This is a genomic window from uncultured Capnocytophaga sp. (assembly GCF_938029845.1).
Classification (GTDB): domain Bacteria; phylum Bacteroidota; class Bacteroidia; order Flavobacteriales; family Flavobacteriaceae; genus Capnocytophaga.
In genome coordinates this window covers 1-19,193 of the sequence record NZ_CALHGG010000091.1, presented here as the reverse complement: position 1 = coordinate 19,193, position 19,193 = coordinate 1, and the positions used below count along the sequence as shown (strand labels likewise).

At 36.7% G+C, this 19,193-nt stretch carries 17 protein-coding genes; 12 read left to right on the top strand and 5 right to left on the bottom strand.

From position 1 onward, the window contains the following. The first annotated feature begins 129 nt into the window (after positions 1–129). From Q0625_RS06645 to Q0625_RS06610, 8 genes are all read left to right on the top strand, one after another. On the top strand, positions 130–1,110 hold the full coding sequence (locus Q0625_RS06645) for a hypothetical protein (protein WP_298824861.1): 981 nt from the start codon (positions 130–132) through the stop codon (positions 1,108–1,110). 73 nt (positions 1,111–1,183) lie between these two features. Beyond that, entirely contained in the window at positions 1,184–1,759 is a 576-nt protein-coding gene (locus Q0625_RS06640) for a Uma2 family endonuclease (RefSeq protein WP_298824859.1), read from the top strand. A 3-nt stretch (positions 1,760–1,762) separates the two neighbouring features. Continuing rightward, the gene (locus tag Q0625_RS06635) at positions 1,763–2,623 is read left to right on the top strand and encodes a DUF1963 domain-containing protein (RefSeq protein WP_298824857.1); all 861 of its coding nucleotides are present in this window, start codon (positions 1,763–1,765) and stop codon (positions 2,621–2,623) included. 93 nt (positions 2,624–2,716) lie between these two features. Beyond that, complete coding sequence (locus Q0625_RS06630; protein ID WP_298824855.1) at positions 2,717–3,499, top strand: hypothetical protein; 783 nt, start codon at positions 2,717–2,719, stop codon at positions 3,497–3,499. A 17-nt stretch (positions 3,500–3,516) separates the two neighbouring features. Continuing rightward, positions 3,517–4,323 (top strand): DUF1963 domain-containing protein, encoded by an 807-nt coding sequence (locus Q0625_RS06625; protein WP_298824853.1) that lies wholly within the window; start codon positions 3,517–3,519, stop codon positions 4,321–4,323. 25 nt (positions 4,324–4,348) lie between these two features. After that, entirely contained in the window at positions 4,349–5,383 is a 1,035-nt protein-coding gene (locus tag Q0625_RS06620; protein ID WP_298824851.1) for a WG repeat-containing protein, read from the top strand. 124 nt (positions 5,384–5,507) lie between these two features. Continuing rightward, positions 5,508–5,882: a TraR/DksA C4-type zinc finger protein gene (locus Q0625_RS06615; protein WP_298824849.1), complete on the top strand. Its 375-nt coding sequence runs from the start codon at positions 5,508–5,510 to the stop codon at positions 5,880–5,882. A gap of 325 nt (positions 5,883–6,207) precedes the next feature. Then, the gene (locus Q0625_RS06610) at positions 6,208–6,909 is read left to right on the top strand and encodes a hypothetical protein (RefSeq protein ID WP_298824847.1); all 702 of its coding nucleotides are present in this window, start codon (positions 6,208–6,210) and stop codon (positions 6,907–6,909) included. A 62-nt stretch (positions 6,910–6,971) separates the two neighbouring features. Here Q0625_RS06610 and Q0625_RS06605 read toward each other — a convergent pair whose 3' ends face one another. The 3 genes from Q0625_RS06605 to upp all read right to left on the bottom strand — a co-directional run bounded on the left by Q0625_RS06605 (position 6,972) and on the right by upp (position 10,633). Beyond that, positions 6,972–8,825, bottom strand: a complete 1,854-nt coding sequence (locus Q0625_RS06605; protein WP_298824845.1) for a hypothetical protein — start codon at positions 8,823–8,825, stop codon at positions 6,972–6,974. A 256-nt stretch (positions 8,826–9,081) separates the two neighbouring features. Next, on the bottom strand, positions 9,082–9,945 hold the full coding sequence (locus tag Q0625_RS06600) for an Abi family protein (RefSeq protein WP_298824842.1): 864 nt from the start codon (positions 9,943–9,945) through the stop codon (positions 9,082–9,084). A 31-nt stretch (positions 9,946–9,976) separates the two neighbouring features. Further along, entirely contained in the window at positions 9,977–10,633 is a 657-nt protein-coding gene (gene upp / locus Q0625_RS06595; RefSeq protein WP_298824839.1) for a uracil phosphoribosyltransferase, read from the bottom strand. Between the two features lie 64 nt (positions 10,634–10,697). Here upp and Q0625_RS06590 point away from each other — a divergent pair, with 64 nt between their 5' ends. Further along, complete coding sequence (locus tag Q0625_RS06590) at positions 10,698–11,294, top strand: DUF4254 domain-containing protein (protein ID WP_298824837.1); 597 nt, start codon at positions 10,698–10,700, stop codon at positions 11,292–11,294. Positions 11,295–11,539: 245 nt separating this feature from the next. Here the strand turns inward: Q0625_RS06590 and Q0625_RS06585 are convergent, their stop codons facing one another. Then, positions 11,540–12,331 (bottom strand): nucleotidyl transferase AbiEii/AbiGii toxin family protein, encoded by a 792-nt coding sequence (locus Q0625_RS06585; protein WP_298824835.1) that lies wholly within the window; start codon positions 12,329–12,331, stop codon positions 11,540–11,542. Next, positions 12,328–13,125, bottom strand: a complete 798-nt coding sequence (locus tag Q0625_RS06580; RefSeq protein WP_298824833.1) for a type IV toxin-antitoxin system AbiEi family antitoxin — start codon at positions 13,123–13,125, stop codon at positions 12,328–12,330. Before Q0625_RS06580 ends, Q0625_RS06585 begins: the two co-directional genes overlap by 4 nt. Positions 13,126–13,835: 710 nt before the next feature. Between Q0625_RS06580 and Q0625_RS06575 the strand changes: the two genes are divergently transcribed. From Q0625_RS06575 to Q0625_RS06565, 3 genes are all read left to right on the top strand, one after another. Further along, a complete protein-coding gene (locus tag Q0625_RS06575; RefSeq protein WP_298824831.1) occupies positions 13,836–16,229 on the top strand; it encodes an N-6 DNA methylase in 2,394 nt (797 codons plus the stop codon). Between the two features lie 94 nt (positions 16,230–16,323). Next, positions 16,324–18,060 (top strand): DEAD/DEAH box helicase, encoded by a 1,737-nt coding sequence (locus Q0625_RS06570; RefSeq protein ID WP_298824829.1) that lies wholly within the window; start codon positions 16,324–16,326, stop codon positions 18,058–18,060. A 165-nt stretch (positions 18,061–18,225) separates the two neighbouring features. Next, the gene (locus Q0625_RS06565) at positions 18,226–18,981 is read left to right on the top strand and encodes a carboxypeptidase-like regulatory domain-containing protein (RefSeq protein WP_298824823.1); all 756 of its coding nucleotides are present in this window, start codon (positions 18,226–18,228) and stop codon (positions 18,979–18,981) included. The last annotated feature ends 212 nt before the right edge of the window (positions 18,982–19,193 follow it).

The window sequence follows — 19,193 nt, the reverse complement described above, 5'->3', positions numbered from 1 at the left end:
ACAAGATGTTGATTATCAGTATTGGTGATCATTTTCGTGGCCTCACGAAAATGGTCTATAAGAAAGTAGAAAGAAAATTGAACGAGTTAAGGTAACTTTTTAAGGAACAAGATAAAAACAATTTGAGGGATGAAGAAGTTTTTTCACATATTCATATTGTTACTAGTGCCTTATCTGTGTAGTTATGCACAGTCAGCAACTACTGATTGGGCAAAGATGGGGCTGAAAGGTAGGGTGAAATCGGTAGAAACATCATTCTATTTTACTATAGAGAAAGATGGAAAAATAACCAAGGGAGATCCTTTTTCTATGGGGTTTTATCCGTCTGAGAAAATAGAGCAGATGCACCTGATACAGAGAATGGGGGCTGTTGCCTTTTTTGCTGCCTTTTTGATAGATATTGTACCTTCGGTAATTACCTATAATTCCAATGGTTTTTTAGTAGAGAAACGTTTGTTCGACACTACATTGCACCAGAAGATAGTATATACTTATGATACGAAAAATCAGCTTATTGACAAATCAACTTTTGTACGAGACCAATTAGCTGTAAGAGATTCCTACAGATACAATACTGATGGAGAGAAAACAGAGGAGCTTCTCAATCAGATAGAAGGGGAAGGAGGCGTGACTTGCAAATATAGCTATAATGCTGATAGACAGCTTATAGAATGTAACTATATAGATGTAGATAAATTCCCAAGTGCTAAGGAAGTCTATACCTATAAGGACAAAAAGCTTGTCAGCAAAGATACTTACCGAAATGAGAAACTAAGTGCTCGTGCACTCTATCAGTACAATTCTGAAAATCAGCTGATATGTTCCTTGTTCCAAGGAGTGGGAAATGCGATATGGGATTCTAAATACATTTATGATAAGAATAAGAAACTAAGTGAGGAGTATATTGTAATAAATGGTAATGAGAAGAATGGTTTTTTGAATAAATTCTCTTCAGAGGGGCGCTTAATTGAGCATTTGACCTTTTCTTCTAACAAACTTAGTACTTTTCATTATACAAATGACAAACAAGGAAACTGGGTCAAGCTCATTAACTATGAACAGGGTGTACCTATTCTCTATGTAGAGCGAAAAATAGAGTATTTCAAATAAAATAACATGATAAAAGTAACCAGAGTAGAAAAACTATTGAAAGGATATCAATTCCCTACTAAATATTAAATGTATGGAAATTACCAATATAAATCAGTTAGACCTTATCCATGGTCTCTACACTTATGCAGACTATCTGTTGTGGAAGTTTGAGGAACGGGTGGAGCTACTTCGGGGACGGATCTTTAGAATGTCAGGGGCTTCAGTAGCGCATCAGCGGATCTCAAGAAAGCTCTCTACTCAGATAGATAACTACCTTGAAGGAAAGGTATGTGAGCTTTTTGTAGCCCCTTTTGATGTGGTTTTGACCTCTTCTGACAGAAAGGAGGACACAGTACTACAACCCGACTTGTGTGTTGTCTGTGATCCTGAGAAGCTCAAGGACGGTAAGCGCTGTAATGGAGCTCCCGAATGGGTGGTGGAGATCGTCTCGCCCAGCGATGCCGAGAAGGAACTCCGTAAGAAAATGGAGATTTACCAAGAGGCTCAAGTGTCTGAGTATTGGGTGATACGTCCTGAAGAAAAAGAATTGGATATATACCTACTTAGAGAGGGCAGGTATGTACCCCAGCTTCCGCTCTTTGCGGGTGATATAGTAGCCCCTGAGAAATTTCCTCAGTTACAAATTGATTTGACAACTATTTTTTAGGTCATGACATTTACAGAAGAACAAATCAAACAATTGGCGGATTCGCTTAATGTAGAGACAGTACGAGAGGTAATACACATTACCCTTTCAGTGGGTGAAAATCTGACTCTTACAGATAGTAAGTTGGGAGGGCTTCCCTATATACCTAAGGGGGGCACATTACCTACTACCTCTCAGGGCGAGCCACTCTTTATGTTGGCACAAATCAATTGTGAGCAACTGCCTGAAAATAGTCTATATCCTAAGAAAGGATTGTTGCAATTTTGGATAGCCAGCGATGAGTATTATGGTGTTGATTTTGAGAATCGTTGCCAGAATGATACCAAGAGGATATGCTATTTTCCAGAGATACAGGAAAGCCTTTCTATAGCATATATTAAGGAGCTTTATACAAAGATAAGTACCTCAAAGAGAGAAACAAATAATATTTTCACACAGGAAAATGCCCTTGAGCTTCCTTTTAATCCTAACCAAAGCTTAGCATTGGGCTTTGAAAAGTCAGTAGAAGGTATCTCTTATGCAGATGTACATTTTGACGATGAGATGCAGAAGATATGGGAAGCTGCTTTTTCGGAAGAATTTCCAGGATTATGGGGGTTACCAGAGGAAGTACTAAAAGTGTTTTACAAATATCTGTCTAATGGAGCGGGACATAAAATAGGAGGTTATCCTGATTTTGCCCAATATGATCCAAGAGAAGATGATAACTTTCACGATACATTATTACTGCAAATAGAATCCGAGTGGAATGAACAGTATTCGGTGATGTTTGGGGATGCAGGGGTAGCGAACTTCTTTATCAATAGAGAAGATTTAGCCCATTGTAAGTTTGACGATGTGTTATATAGTTGGGATTGTGGGTGATGTAGAGAATAGTTGTCAGTAGGAGTAAGGTTTCTAAAGACAGAGGGTGATGATAGGGAGAAAATAACTTACAAAATTTGAATAAGACATAGTATGATAAAAGTAACCAAAGTAGAAAAACTCTTTCCAAGTATAGAGGAAGTTTTTGAAGCACCTAAGGAGTGGTTTAAGTATGTTTTCTTTCCTTTATTGACAGTGGAAATAGAGAATGAACAACAGCAGAAAAGCAAAGCGCATTTTGTTTCCATGTATGCTTGTGGTTTGGCAGAGTATGAATCAGAACGTACAGACTGTAACTGGTTCTTTGTCCGTTTTGAGAAAGTAGGGGACAAATATCGTTTTGAAGGAGAGATGGATTGGTTGCCTAATTTTTCAGAACTGCCTCAGTGGTATCAAAATGCAAAGCAAGATTATGCTGCACACAAGGATCTTTACCTCAGTGGAGAGGAAAAACACAGTTATGACCCCTCACCCTATAAGGAGAGTTTAGAGAAATGGGAAGCAATCAGTGGGGATTATGCCACTTATATGAATACACTGCTAAGCTATTGGGTAACCCGTGATAAATACCAAGAAACGGGCAAGTTTGTCGCTGGTAATCACTACACACAAGGGTATAGCGGACACGAACGAGAGATATATGAGCTTACTCCTTACGATGAAGACGAAGAAGCTTATGAGGATTTAGACGAATATTTGGAATATCGGTTGGATACAGAATCCTATCTCTGTGAAGGATATAATATTTCTTTAGAAGATAAGGATTATTTGGGCTATGTAATAGGATATAACTATCTAGAACATAGTGCCGATACGATTTCTCTGTTTATCTCCCCTGACGAAAAAGAAGTGTATAACTGGTTTAGTTTCAGTTAAAAAAAATAAAAAAATATATGGAGCCTACTCAAGAACAAATTAAAGAATTAGTAGCTGCCCTTAACAAAGCTACCCTTAAGGAACTGATTACCATAGAAGCCCATAAGGTTGATAACCTTGCCCTTACCGATAGTAAGTTTGGTGGTTATCCTTATGTACCTAAGAATGGACATATCCCCAGAGATAGCGAAGGGAATCCATTCTTTATGGTGGCACAGATCAATTGTGAGCAGTTGCCTGAGAACAATATATATCCTAAGAAGGGATTGTTACAGTTTTGGATTATTGACGGTGACGACCTTTTTGGTATGGATTTGGAAAATCCTTGTAGTAATGCAGGCAAGCGTATACTCTATTTTCCTGAGCTTACCGAAAGTCTTTCCTTGGACGAGGTAAAACTCCAATATGTACTTACAGAGGAATACACTCCCATTACTCCTTATAAGGAAATAGCCTTGAGCTTTACCCGAAGAGAGGAAGGGATTACCCTATCTGATATCAATTTTGATCATCTTTTTACCAGTCTATGGAATGAGACTTTTTCAGATGAGATAGAAACGATATGGGATTTGCCCCAAGAGACCCGAGAACTTCTTGGCGATCTACTTCCTGAAGGAGCAGAACATCGCATAGGTGGTTATCCTTATTTCACTCAACAGGATCCTAGAGAGGAGGACTCACCATTTACCGAGCTACTTCTTCAGATGGACTCTGATGCTGACTATATTATGTGGGGAACCATGGGGGTGGCTAACTTCTTTATTCGCAAGGAGGATTTGAAAGAAAAGAATTTTGAAGAAGTGCTATATAATTGGGATTGCTAAAATTAAAGGTAGAAGGAATTGAGCTATGAATATCCTACAAACATCTATAATTAGCTCATTACTGCTGCTGTTCTCTCAGTGTCATACCTTTTCTTCTGACAAGCAGAACGAAGATAGTCATGAAGGTTATACCATAATATCAGAAGAGTTTAGCATAGTAGAAAGAGGAGGGAAGAGAGGTTTTATCAATAAAGATGGGAAGGTAGTAGTACCCATCATCTATGATTATGTGGAAGACTTTTCAGAAGGCTATGCAGCGGTGGGAATCAATGGTAAATATGGCTTTATCAATCGCTCAGGAAAGCTTGTTATTCCTTTGGAATATGATAATATAAGAGGGTTTGAGGGGGAGCTTGCTCCTGTTGCCAAACAAGGTAAATGGGGATATATAGATAAGAGTGGGGAGGAAGTGATTCCTTTACTATATGATGATTTCTATTGGTTTGGTGATAAATGGGTAACAAAAGTGGTACTGCAAGGCAAATATGGTCTTATAGATTATTATGGAAAGATTGTACTTCCTATTGAGTATGACCGTATTTTTGAGGATAAAATGTATTATGAAATAGAGAAGAATAATCTAAAAGGTGTAGTACTCTTTTCAGGAGAGATGTTGTTCCCCCCACAGTACACTTTCTTATACTTTACACATGGGGATTTTATAGCACAATACTATGACAAACAGCGACTTTTGAGTTTTGCTGGACAACCTCTTACACCTTGGTATGATGATATAGAACCCTTTTGTGAGGGGTTAGCTAAGGTAAAGTCCAAGGATAAGTATGGCTATATCAATCCTCATGGAAAGGTAGTATTTCCTATAGCCTACCAAGAGGCGAATAACTTTAATGAAGAGGGCAATACCTTGGTAAAATACAAAGGCAAATGGGGTATGATAGATACCCAAGGAAAGACAGTATTACCTTTTATATATGACGAGGGCTATTTGTATGAAAAAATCTCAACTGCTGATATGTCACACTATTATTGTGTAGTAGTTAAGGCAGGTCAATCCTATGATGTAAGTAAAGATGGGCAAATTTTGGGTAAAATACCATAAATAAAAGATTATCCCTATTAAGTATACAAATATTCAAAAATTTTTTGTATCTTTGCACAACTTAAAAAAGGGCTTAACTTAGGTACCTCTTAAGGAAGAATTTGTAAGTAAAAATAAGTATGTTATGGATGTAAAAGTTCGTTATTCCGATAAGGATTTGCAAGAGTTCAAGGCAATTATAGAGGAAAAATTGGAGAAAGCCCAAGTGGATTTGGAGTTCTTACGCAATGCTTATCTTAATGGAGCTGGTAATAGTGTAGATGATACTTCGCCTACCTTCAAAGCATTTGAGGAAGGTTCGGAGATGATGAGTAAGGAATCCAATATGGCGCAGGCTACTCGCTTGGAAAAGTTTATTCGTGATCTAAAAAATGCACTTATCCGTATAGAAAACAAAACTTATGGTGTATGCCGTGTAACAGGAAAACTCATAGATAAGGAGCGTCTTAAGGCAGTACCTCATGCTACCCTAAGCATAGAGGCTAAAAATATGCAATAATTTCTTTGATTATTTGTTGGTGAAAAAATCAAAAGGTAACTGATTATATCTTCAGTTACCTTTATTTTTTACTTTATGGGAAAAGGTTTCTCATGGATTTTATAGGTTTTATATAGCTGTGTAATCACAGTTATTCTTAGTTTTCTTTCTCTGAAATCGGTAGGGACTAAAAAATTATAAAGGAAAGCTCTTATATAAGAGAGCGAGAAAAAAATTAAAATAAATTTGTAAAATAAGAAAAAAACATATACTTTTGCACTGTATTTTTGTGGATAAAACCAAGCACCTATAAAAAACCATATAAGACTAATAAATAGATTTGTTTATGAAAGCACCAACTATCAAGCATGAGGATTATGCAGTAATAGCCGATTTTATTGCTGTAAGTTTTGAGAGAGATTTGACTTCTTTTTCGGAAATTTATAAAACAATGAATGCCGAATACTTAGAGAATTTCAAAAAGGCAATAAGCAAGTTAAAAAACAATGACTCTACCAATGCAATTGTTGTAAAACAGAAAGAGACCACTGCAAAATTATACAAACAGGCCGATGAACTCCGCCGAAGCATTACTTTCCTTAAGGATTATACCGAACGTTCTGGCTTAGATACTTCCTTGCTTAAGGTAATAGTTACCAAAATTAATGGAAGAAATATTGCTGGAGTAGTCAAGGCGGTACGTGATGCGATTCCTTATTATAGTGACAATATGGATAGAATCGCAGATATGCCAGAAGGTTTCTTGGAAAGAGTAGTAGAGCAGACCAAACAGCTCGATGCGCTTAATATACAACAAAATACCCTAATGAATGAGCGAAAGCACCATACCCAAGCTAATAAGGAGATGTATCAGCTCATTAAGAAATACATAGGAGATATAGCCAAGGCTGGAAAACTTATCTTCAGAGGACAAAAGAAAGAAGAAGAATATGTCATTAGTAAGATAGTGGCAAGAGCTAAAACAAGCAAACAGAATAGATTAGATACAGGTAAGGAAGATGTTCCTAACCCGTTGTATGAAGATTAGTTAAGTCATATTTTATGGTAATAATAGTTCAATGCTCTTTGGGTGTTGAACTATTGTTTCTTTTATTCATAGCGAATAAGTTCTGGCATATTGTAGTTAAAGTAAGGGAGCTTGAAATCGGTATTGCTGATACTAGTGAATTTCTGGATATGGTTGCCTACCCCTGGAACACGTGGTATATATACGAAAGAAAATTGGAAATTACCTAAAGGGATATAGTCATTGGTGATATAGAACCCTATACCTACCTTAGTGAGTACTTGGTCCTTCATTAGGTTGCGATTGTCATTACCTATAAAACCTATATCCCCCATAAGGAAAGGACTCACACGGAATCCCCATAGGGAGAAAGGTGAATAGGATTGGGTTTGTAGGGTCAGGATAGACTTGTGTATTCCTGTGAGAGTGGGACTGTTGAAGCCTATAATTCCTGTGGAACCATTCAAGTTGATTCTGTCCTTTATAAAATCCTTACGGGAAAGCCCTACTACGGAACGCCATTTGACAAATTGCCTAAAATGCCAATTTCCGATAGCAAACAAAGGAGAGAAATAGGTAAATTCCCATCGCAGTGTTGCCTGCTTATTGCGCTCTTGGGTGAGGAAACTACCCAATTGTATATCCCCTGAGAAATACCCAAAGGAAAGATAGTCCCCATAGCGCAATCGCCCGCCTAAATAAGGGGTTCTATGGCCGATATTCTCTTGAAATCCGCCAATAAGTGCTATGCTTTTCCCTATGGGAATATCTTCTATATCCTTATGCCTGAAAATGTATCTATCCTGCTCATAACCTATATAATTCACCCCAAAGGAAGCTAAATAAGTATTCTTATCCGAATAGAACTCTTCAGGATCGAGGAAGGCATCGGGCTTTTTTTGATAATTTATTTGGTAATAGCGCAAAGAAAGGACCATATTGGTTACCCGATTGGCAGGGGTATGTCGCTTGAGGATAGGGAAGGAGACACTACCCCATACATTTTTTCCATTGATTTTGAAATCTTGTTGGTATATGGAGTCATTTTTAGGGATACCATCCTCAAAAGTACGTTGATAAGCATAGGCTCCTGCCGCCCAACGGGTATAGAGGGAGTAGTAAGGACGGGTAAGCTCCCCATATTTGTAGTAATATTTGTCAAAATCCATAGAGTAACCTACCGATGTGGTGAGTGTAGTAGCATATAGGTTAGGAATCTCATAGTCAAAACCGAAGCTAGGGCGAGTTTTTCCACGGATTTCTTGGCTATACCTACCAGAGATTTGATGTCCCAATCCTAAGAAATTCCTTTCAAAGACCCGTACTGTACCTTCGCTTAGTGACCCCATAGCATCGGCATATAGGCTCCAGCTATCTAGGACATTGACCTTTATATCTACTGAATCCGCACTCTGGGTAGCCACAGGCTGTATGCTTACCCTACGGATATGGTATTGACTACGCAAAACACGAGCTGATTCCTTTATTTTAATGGAATCTAAGGGTGTATAAGGCTCAAAGAGCAATAGACGTCTGACTACTTTGCTTTTTGTTTTGTTATGGATACGATTACCCAAGCGCTCCCATTTATTAGGTTGTTGAGTGCTATCTTGCTCATCAAAGCCCAAGGGGTCGTAGGTGGTAATCTCAATATGCCGTATGATTTTTCCTTGGAAAGCGACCCAGCGGGAGGGTTCTTTTTTGGGAGGCGAGGGAGGGGTAGCAGGAACTGACTCTCCAGAGGTGAAAAGTAGGTCATGAAGCCGACGACCAATTTTGCTTTTCTGTGATTTACGTTCTATTTTTCGGTAGAGAGAATCCTCTTTTATCCTTATAGAGTCATTTAGGATGCGTTTGGTACGCAAGGTATCCTGCGCCAGTGTAAACTGACACCCTAAAAAGGCTATAAAGACTATAAAAAAGGACAGTTTTCTCAAAAAATGTATAGTAATTTGTGTTTTTATTATAGAATAAAATTTTCGTGCCTACAGAACTTAGTTGTAATATGAGGTAAAGTAAATGGAGGTAATATATCCGTTAGGTACTCCATAGTCAAACTCGTGTAGGTCAATTTATACAAAAGCCCTTTCACAAAGGAAAGGGCTTAACTATTTTAAAGTGCCGATAACAGTTCTTGTCTGTAAGGACACTGTGATCCATTCACGAGGCAAAGTTACAAAATTCTTTTTGTCTTTACAAAGAATATTTCATTTTTTCTTTAATAATGTCTATAAGGTCTTTATTATTAGTATATTTGAGTATTAAATCATCTATTTCTTTTTTCATGTCATTTGCTCTATTGTTAGAAATCTTAGTCAAAAAGTAATGAATTACTTTGATAATAGCATTGAGATGGTTTCTTTCAGATGGCAGAATCTTACATATTTTTGTGTTTTTGATAGTCTCTTCACTTCTGAAATCAAAAATAACTCTTGTATGAGAACATGCATTACGAATATCAACAATAGCTTTTAGATAATTATCAAAAATATCTATTCTATTGATTCCATATACTTCAATAATTTTCATTTTAACGCTATCGTCTTTTATAGCATTGAAAATTTTTCGAATACTCCCTAAAGTTACAAATTCTAGAGTTTTCCAAGCAGGAGCATAAGGTACTTCATACCTTGTATGGTGATTTTGTATTATGGTATTATTTTTACGGATATCTTTGTAGATTTTTTTGAATGTTTTTACAAATTCTCTATCCATAATATTAGTATCTGCAAACCAAATAGGGTTTTCACTATAGTGGTTTGAAACAATATAGGTAATTTGAGTTCGCAAATTCACTTCTATCCTACTTAAGACCTTAGTAAGTAAATGTCTTAAGTCCATATCAAAATAATATAAGTCTACAGCTGTTGAAAATTGTGTTCCCTCTTTAAAAACATGTCTTATTTTATCTTCTTGGAAATAATACCAATAGAAACCTAAGCGATAATATCCTATATCTTTTAAAATTTCTTTTGCTTTATCTTCATTTTGGATAATTAACCCTCTTGTTTTTAAAGTCATAATTTGTTCCTCTATAGATATTGCTTTATCTCCCATGTAAAAAATATGTTTTTCTGGTTCAGAGCTACTATCCTTGCATTTTTTCACCAAACGCCAAATCGCCTGCATCACCTAAGCCTGGGACGATATAACTATTTTCATTCAGGTGATCATCTATGGTGGCAATCCATAAGTGGGCATTTTCTGGGAAATGTTGGCTGACGTACTCCAATCCTTGTTTGGAGCCAATGACTGCAAAAAGATGTATTTCCTTAGGAGTGCCTAGCGGTTGGAGAGAGTTATATACATTGACAAACGAACGTCCTGTGGCCAGCATAGGGTCGGCCAAGATAAGGATGTTGTCCTGAAGGGAGGGAGAGGCTAAGTATTCGACCAAAATCTCAAACTCGGAAGGGGAGGTATGTTTGCGGTAGGCGGAGATAAAGGCATTGTCCGCTTTGTCAAAGAAATTCAATATACCTTGGTGCAGTGCCAGTCCTGCGCGAAGGATAGAACATACTACAATCTTATCCTGTATCAAGGGAATGTCCTTTTCCCCCAAGGGGGTGGTAATTCGCTGTACTTGGTAGGGGAGCGTCTTGCTCATCTCATAGCTCAAGAGTTCCCCTATACGCTCTAAATTCTTCCTGAAGCGCATTCTATCCTGTTGGATATCAACATTTCTAAGTTCTGCCACAAACTCCAAAAACAAGGAAGGGACTTGGTCAAAAGAGTGAATGATCATTTGTTTAAAAATAAATTTTTTTATTACGCAAAATAACGATATTTTTGCAAATAAAACAAGGAATATGTTTAGTAAATTAGCCTATGACATTTTTTGGGAGAGTATCCTACGCTATCATATAGCCGATGATGTGAATCAACCCTTTGAAAATCCGTACGATAGCAAGACTATTGAGCATCTATTGTATCGTAAAAATTGGATAGATACCGTACAATGGCACTACGAGGATATCATTCGCGATCCTGACATTGACCCCAAGGAAGCGCTCCTACTCAAGCGAAAAATAGATGCATCCAACCAAGACCGTACCGATACTGTGGAGTATATAGACAGCTATTTCCTACACCAATATAAAGACGTAACCCCACAGGCAGGAGCAACCATTAATACCGAGAGTCCTGCATGGGCAGTAGATAGGCTTTCTATCTTAGCCCTAAAGATTTATCATATGCAGCAGGAGACCGAACGTACGGATGCTACTGCCGAACATATTGCTAAGTGCCGAGAGAAGCTCCAAGTACTCCTCCAGCAGCGAGAAGACCTCTCTTTTGCCCTTGACCAGCTCTTGGACGACATCGCTGCAGGGCGAAAATATATGAAGGTATACAAACAAATGAAGATGTATAACGATGAGGAACTGAATCCAATTTTGAGGAAATGAGGCAATGAGTCGATTGGCTGATTTGTCAATTTGCCAATGAGTTGATTTGCTGATTTGCCAATGAGCTGATGAGTTGATTTGCTGATTTGTCGATTTCTTAATGAGTTGATATGAGTATGTAGCTTATATCAACTAAAAAATGATTGAAAATGGATAGTTCATTTCTGCAAAAAGTAACCCATATTGTTACTTTTTGCAGAAATGAACTATTTTAAAGAAAAGGGAAATAGGAGAAATATATAGAATTAAATCTTTTCTATAAGAGTAGTTTTAATCTTTTGCCAAGCCTCAATTGCATTATAGTCTATATTAGGACGTATGATGGCAACCATATCTGAAAGAAATTCATGGTCTTTCATTTTTTCTTCCATATTAGCGAGGAATTGTTTGTAGGTAGGAGGTTGTTCTACGACAAAAGACATATATTTATGATAACATTCAAGCACTTTAGAGGGGTCTATATCATTATGTACTATTGCCCAATAAAGATCAAATAAATCTCGTCCCTTTCTACGTTGGTATAAAGCCCTTAATTTTGTTCCTAACAATTCCTCTAATTCATAGCTAATGAGATTGCATTCCCCAGAATACCAAGTATTAGAAACCTTAAAAGGGATTGGCTTGAGACCTAAAATATTGAAATGTTCACGAGTGTTTATTTCTATTTTTAGCCTCATATTAATCACTGGAGGAAACTCAGATTCAAAACGGTAGATGATAGTGTTATTGTGTATATGTTGCTTGACTATTCGCTTAGTTCCTAGGAAAGAGAGGCAATCTCGTATTTCTTTGAGTATAGGATGTATGGGGGCTGATTCTATTTGTACTAAATCAATATCTTCCGAATAGCGAGCCTGTGGTTGTATATATAACTTATGTAAAGCAGTCCCCCCACGAAAGGCTAATGTTTTACTAAGCAATGGAGAGGAAAACATTTCTACAAGAGCACGACTAATGACTAAATCTTGCTCAACCTGAGCATCATTGGTCCAAGGGGCAATAGATTTCCATTCTAGGATATATCGTTGTGGTATCATATATCTATTTCTATTTTTTCATTTGGAATAATTTTCCACTTATCAGTTAAAGAACCATTTTTTTGAGTGGATAGAGAAAGGTATTGTGGGTATATATTTCGTTTTGAAAGGACAGCAAACAAACACTTGGCTATATCCTCTCTGCCAAGCAAATCATCGAGAATATAACCTACTCTCTGGACCACTGAAGTAGGATAGAAGTCAGCTATTTTCTTTAAAGTATTTTTATTGACCACTTCAGATAGTTCGTCAATGATACCAATAACTCTGCCTAATCCAAAATCCTGTAAGTTCTCTACAAGGTCAAGTATAGTGGCCTCAGCTGTAGATACATTTACATATCCTGTACGTGTTTTAAGTTGTGTAATACAGGAGGTGTCCCAGCCATTTTTTATAGTAAAAGAGATATGGATTTTTTCTTTCTTTATATCCCTGATAAAAGGCATAGTAGTGGTAACGAAAAATTGCATAGGCTGTTGATGAGCAGCGCCATGGAGAGCTGCCGCAGATAACAGAGATACATAATAATTTCGTTGTAAATACTTCATAAGATCATCAATATACATGATGTAAGGGATATTTTTTTGTATAGAAAATTCAGGAGTGATAATCACATAAAATCCCCTTCTGATAAGAAGAATTTTTCCTTTAGTTATTAAGCGAGATAGAGAGACTTGTGCTATTTTTCTATCATAACCACTTTTTTCTATTACTTCGTCTAAGGTAAATGAAATTCTTCCCACAGAAAGTACCTGATTGATAAAATCAATATAAGAAAATCCTCTTTCTGCCATGTCTTACTGATATTCCACTTCTGCAAAAGGTAACTATATAGGTTACTTTTTGCAGAAATGAACTTTTTGTTTAATTGGTCACAAAGATACTTGTTTTCAATGAAATATACAAATTTTTGTAGGGAAATATTTTATACGACTGAAATACTATTTTAAACAAGTAAACTTTAACAAAAAATAAATATTATCCGGTCACAGTTTGACCAGTAAGGGTTGTAATTTTGTCCCAGATAAAAACAATGTATTATGTATATGGCATAAATGCTATTCCCTTGAGATAAGTAGAGTTATATTGTTACCAAAACCTTTCTTAATAACCCAGCGGCATATTTCAGAGAGGAGGGCTTATAGATATAAAAAATCTGATTGTTTAAAAAGAATTTAATTTGCATAGATAAAAATTGCTATGATAATGTTTGGGTATTTCAGGAAATAATATTACTTTTGTCGCATATTACAGAAGAGTGAAGTAATAACTAACATATAAAATACTTAGAGCTTCGGCTTTTATTCCTATACTGAAAAATCTGGTAAATTTTAAAGACACAGGAATAAGCAGACGAATAGCTCACGCACATAAGCGTGGGCTGTTTCGTGCTTATTTGTGTCGTGGATATACCAGATTCCTTCAGTATAAATAAGCAATTAAAGAAACAGTCCCGTTTTTTTATTGCTGTTTGGAATAGAGAGAAAAAAATTCCTTTATCAAAATGGCAAATGAACGACTCACAGAAGAAATTGTAAGAACACACTTCAAGAAAGATCCTTTCTACATTCCTAAAAACCCTAATTCTATAAAAATAGAAGAACAAAAATCTACAAATAAGCAGGTTATAGAATTGCTTAAAGGTAAGAGTAAAGGTGGAAAGGGTAATGGTTATCCAGATTTCTTTATATCTTTTCCAACAAATAGTAATTATCTTATTGTTATTGAATGTAAACCTAAAGTAAGTAAACATCGCTCAGTTGAGCTTAATAAGGCTAAAGATTATGCTGTGGATGGAGCACTACATTATGCAAAAGCATTATCTAAAGATTTCAATGTAGTAGCTATAGCCGTGAGTGGAGAAACAGAAGCCGAGTTACAAGTATCTCACTTTTATTGGAAGAAAGAAAATGAAACATATACAGAACTTACAGATACTAAATTACTAGGTATAGATGATTATATACAGCTCTTTGAAGATCAGTTTTTCATTCAGAGTTTCTATACTCAAGATATTGCTTTTAAAGCTAGATATTTGAATGAGGAGTTTCAGGCTTATACAATTCCTGAATACAAGCGTTGTACAATGATAACAGCAATGTTATTGGCACTGATTAATGATAATTTTAAAGTTAAATACCCTAATAGTGATAATATTACAAATTTGGGAGGATTAATGTTGTCAGCTATCAATACAGTTTTTGAGGTAGAAAAAGATATTGTTCGTAGTAAGACAGTTCTTTTACGAGAATTTGAAAATATCCTTAATGAACCTCTTTTTGTACAAACTACAATAAAACATAAAGAAGAAAAGCATCCACGTAGTACTCTCGAGGTTGCTAAAGAATTTATTTCTTATTTAGAAAAGAATGTTCTTCCATTAGTGAATCATTCAGATATAGCATATGATGTATTAGGAAGATTTTATATTGAGTTTATTCGATATGCAGGAAGTGAACAAAAATCAGGATTAGTGCTTACTCCTCCTCATATAACGGAATTATTTTGTGATTTAGTAGCTCTGAAAATAAATGATATTATTTATGACCCTTGTTGTGGAACAGGAGGTTTTTTAGTATCAGGAATGCAACGTCTTTTCAAGATGGCTGGGAGTGATATAGCTCAAAAAGAGTATATCCGAAAAAGTCAAATATGTGGGTGTGAATTACGTTCTGATATGTTTACATATGCTTGTGCAAGTATGCGCTTCCGAGGAGATGGAAAATCAAATATATATAATGGAAGTTGTTTTATAAATGGCCAAAGTATAGCTGATAATCATAAACCAACTGTAGCCTTTCTTAATCCTCCTTATGATGTAGGTAATGCCCAGCAAATGCGGTTTGTAGAACATGCTCTTTCAATACTTGATCCTAAAGCAGATGGGCGTGTGGTAGCTATTGTACAAATGAGTTGTGCTATAAAGAATGAAAAAGAATTGATAGCTGTTAAAAAAAATATATTAGCAAAACACCATTTGAAGGCTGTACTTTCCATGCCTGATGATTTATTTTATCCTGTAGGTGTAGTTACTTGCATAATGGTATTTGAAGCTAATAGACCTAATGAGGGACGTAAAACATGGTTTGGATACTTCAAAGATGATGGTTTTGAAAAACGGAAAAACTGGGGACGTATAGATGCACGAAATCGTTATACAAATATAAAGAAGCGTTGGCTTTCAGCTTATCATAATTTTGATGAAATAGCAGGTCTTTCAGTAAGAAAAGAGATAAAGGCAGAAGATGAATGGTGTGTAGAAGCCTATATGGAGACAGACTATAGCACTCTTACTGATGAAGATTTTATAAGAAAAATGCGAAGTTATGTTTCTTTTTTAGTGGATCAAAGCAATACTTCTGAAATATTTAATTTTACAAATACATCTTTTTCAGATAATAAAGTTTCATTGGATGATAGAGAATGGGCATGGTTTGATTATAGTGAAATTTTTGATATTAAAGGCTCTAAAACAACTCCTCTAATTGTATTAGAAGAATATGGAAAAGGAGTATATCCATATGTTACAACACAGGCAGTAAATAATGGAATAGAAGATTATTTTAACTATTATACTGAGGAGGGAAATGTGTTTACAATAGATAGTGCAGTATTAGGATTTTGTGCCTATCAAAAACTTAATTTTTCAGCTTCAGATCATGTAGAGAAACTTGTGCCAAGATTTGAAGGTTGTAATATTTATATAGCAATTTTTATAACAACTCTCATAAATAGGGAGCAATATCGTTATAACTATGGAAGAAAATGTAGTCAGAAAAAATTAAAAATTTCAAAGATCAAACTTCCTATAAAAAAAACAAGTTCAGAAAAGATTTATCCTGATTGGCAATTTATGGAAGATTATATCAAAGGATTACCTTATTCCGCGAGTTTATAAAAATCCTGCAAGAGGCATAATAAAAATATATTTTCTAAATTATTAGGGTGTAATTGATAATTAATTTCTATCTTTGCACCCTATTACTATTAGTATGAATTTATTTGAAACATTGGGGCTAAGCGCACCCCTACTCGAAGCGATTGATGACTTAGGCTTCGAGCGTCCGTCTGAGGTACAACAAGCCGCTATCCCTGTATTGCTCGAAGCGCCTACCGATATGGTAGCATTGGCACAAACAGGAACAGGAAAAACCGCTGCTTTTGGTTTTCCACTTCTTCAACTGATTGATCCCACCCAGCGTATTACTCAAGGACTTATCTTGGCACCTACTCGTGAGCTATGTTTGCAAATTGCATCCGAGCTCAAGCAGTATGCTAAGTATATGCCACAGGTGCATATTGTAGCTATCTATGGGGGGGCAAGTATAGAGGAACAAGCCCGTAGCCTTAAGAAGGGGGCGCATATTGTCGTGGCGACTCCTGGTCGTATGCAGGATATGATGCGCCGCGAACTGGTTTCTATTGCTCATATCAGCTATTGTGTACTCGATGAGGCGGATGAAATGCTCAATATGGGTTTCTATGAGGATATCCGTTCTATATTATCCGAAACACCCGATGAAAAAAATACTTGGCTCTTCTCGGCTACAATGCCTGCAGAGGTGGCTAAAATCGCCAAAGAGTTCATGTATAAGCCCAAGGAGATTACCATAGGGCATAAGAACCAAGCCTCCAACAACGTACTTCACGAATGCTATATTGTTAATGGACGTCAGCGCTATGAGGCTCTCAAGCGTTTGGCCGATGCCAATCCATCTATTTTCTCTGTAGTCTTCTGCCGTACCAAGCGTGATACCCAAGCGGTAGCCGAAAAGCTGATAGAGGACGGTTACAATGCGGCTGCCCTCCACGGTGACCTAAGCCAAAACCAACGCGACCTTGTGATGAAGGGTTTCCGTGCTAAGCAAATCCAAATGCTCGTGGCTACCGATGTGGCTGCTCGTGGGATAGATGTAGATGATATTACCCATGTGATTCACTACCAACTCCCTGACGAGATAGAGACCTACACCCACCGCAGTGGTCGTACGGGGCGTGCAGGTAAGTCGGGTGTTTCGATGGTGATCCTTACCAAGAGTGAGGCCAAGCGTATCAAGACGATTGAGAAGATCATCCAAAAGACTTTTGAGTACAAGTCTATCCCCAGTGGGATGGAAATCTGTGAGATACAGCTCTATCATTTGGCCAATACGATTAAGGATACCCAAGTGAATCCGGCAGTGAATGAATACCTTCCAGCTATTTACGATGTACTAAGCGGTCTGAATCGTGAGGAACTTATTCAGCGTATGGTGGCGGTGGAGTTCAACCGTTTTTACAACTATTACAGCAAGTCCAAAGACCTCAATGCAGAAACCACCGAAGGCAAGTCTTTCTCTACCGAGGGAGAGACCCGTTACTTTATCAATATAGGGGAGCGCGATGGTTATGACTGGCGTTTGCTCAAGGATTTTCTTAGAGAGAACATTGGTTTGGGCAAGAACGATATCTTCAAGGTAGATGTAAAGGATACTTTTTCCTTCTTCAATACTGAAGCGGAGATGACCCAGTTGGTATTGGACACTTTTGCTGATTTCACGATGGACAACCGTTCTATTCATATAGAAATCTCCCAACAAAAATCTTCTGGAGACAAAGGAAAGAAAGACAAAAGAGATAGAAAGGAAAGAAGAGATCGCAAGCCTTCCGAAAGAAGAGATAAGAAAGGAGCACCTAAACGCAAAGACGCCTCCGATACCTTTTCTAAGAAGCGGAAAAAGAGAAAATAGTGGCTAATTGTCAATTATTAATTGTTAATTGTTAATGACTCAAGTTTCATAACCCCTATTAGCATTGATAATTAACAATTGACAATTGTTATTTTTTTTCTTATATTTGGGGCTGATTTTGAAGTTGAGTAGTTGTATTTTTAATTTGCTGAAAACAAGTGTTTTATGAAAAACAGTTTTCTTTTTTTTCTACTATTCTTGTCCTTTGCCGCTTGGGCACAGGAGGAAACCATTATGCGGGGAAATGTCTTCAATACCAAGACTAATTTACCTTTGGATAATGTGAATATATTGAATATCAATCAAGTAAAAGGAGCTATCACCAATGCAAAGGGGGATTTTGCTATCCGTGCGGCGGTGAATGATACCTTACACTTTTCTTATTTGGGTTTTAAGTCTATCAAGGTGAAAGTAACTCAAGATATGATTCGCTTTCCTGGTACACGTATCGGGCTTACAGAATTGGCTTATGCCTTGGAGGAGGTGGTCATCTCACCCTATCGCCTGACAGGTTATTTGGCTATAGATGCTAAATATATGCCTATCAATACCAATAAGCAGTATAGTATTTCAGGATTGGACTTAGGCTATGAACCTCGTACAGGAGCCCCTTCAACGGCTGGAAAAGTATTGGAAGCCATAGGAAATCCAGTAGGAACTATTTATAAGCTTTTCAGTAGTAGAGAAAAGGATCTTAGAAAACTCAAGAAGATGAAACAGAGTGATGAGATTCGCTCCATGCTCAATAGTAAATATGACAGAGAGAGTCTTAGTGAGATCTTAGGAATAGACAAGGATAAATTGGAGGATTTGCTCCGCCATTGTAACTATTCTAAGGACTTTATCAAGAACTCCAATGACCTACAATTCTTAGATGCCCTTACCCAATGCTATGAGGAGTACAAACTTCTAAATAAGTAAAAAGTAAAAGATAAAAAGTAAAAGAGGATAAAGGACTTTAGCTAATCCTTAGGTCTATAACCCTAAATTTCCATAGCCTTTGCCCTCAATTTCTATACTCCTATACTCCTTAAAAAGTTACGAGTGACAAATGACTAGTGACTAATACTTTATAAACTTAAACCCCTATTATAGATGAAAAAAATTTTTAAAATCATTGGAATTATTTTTGT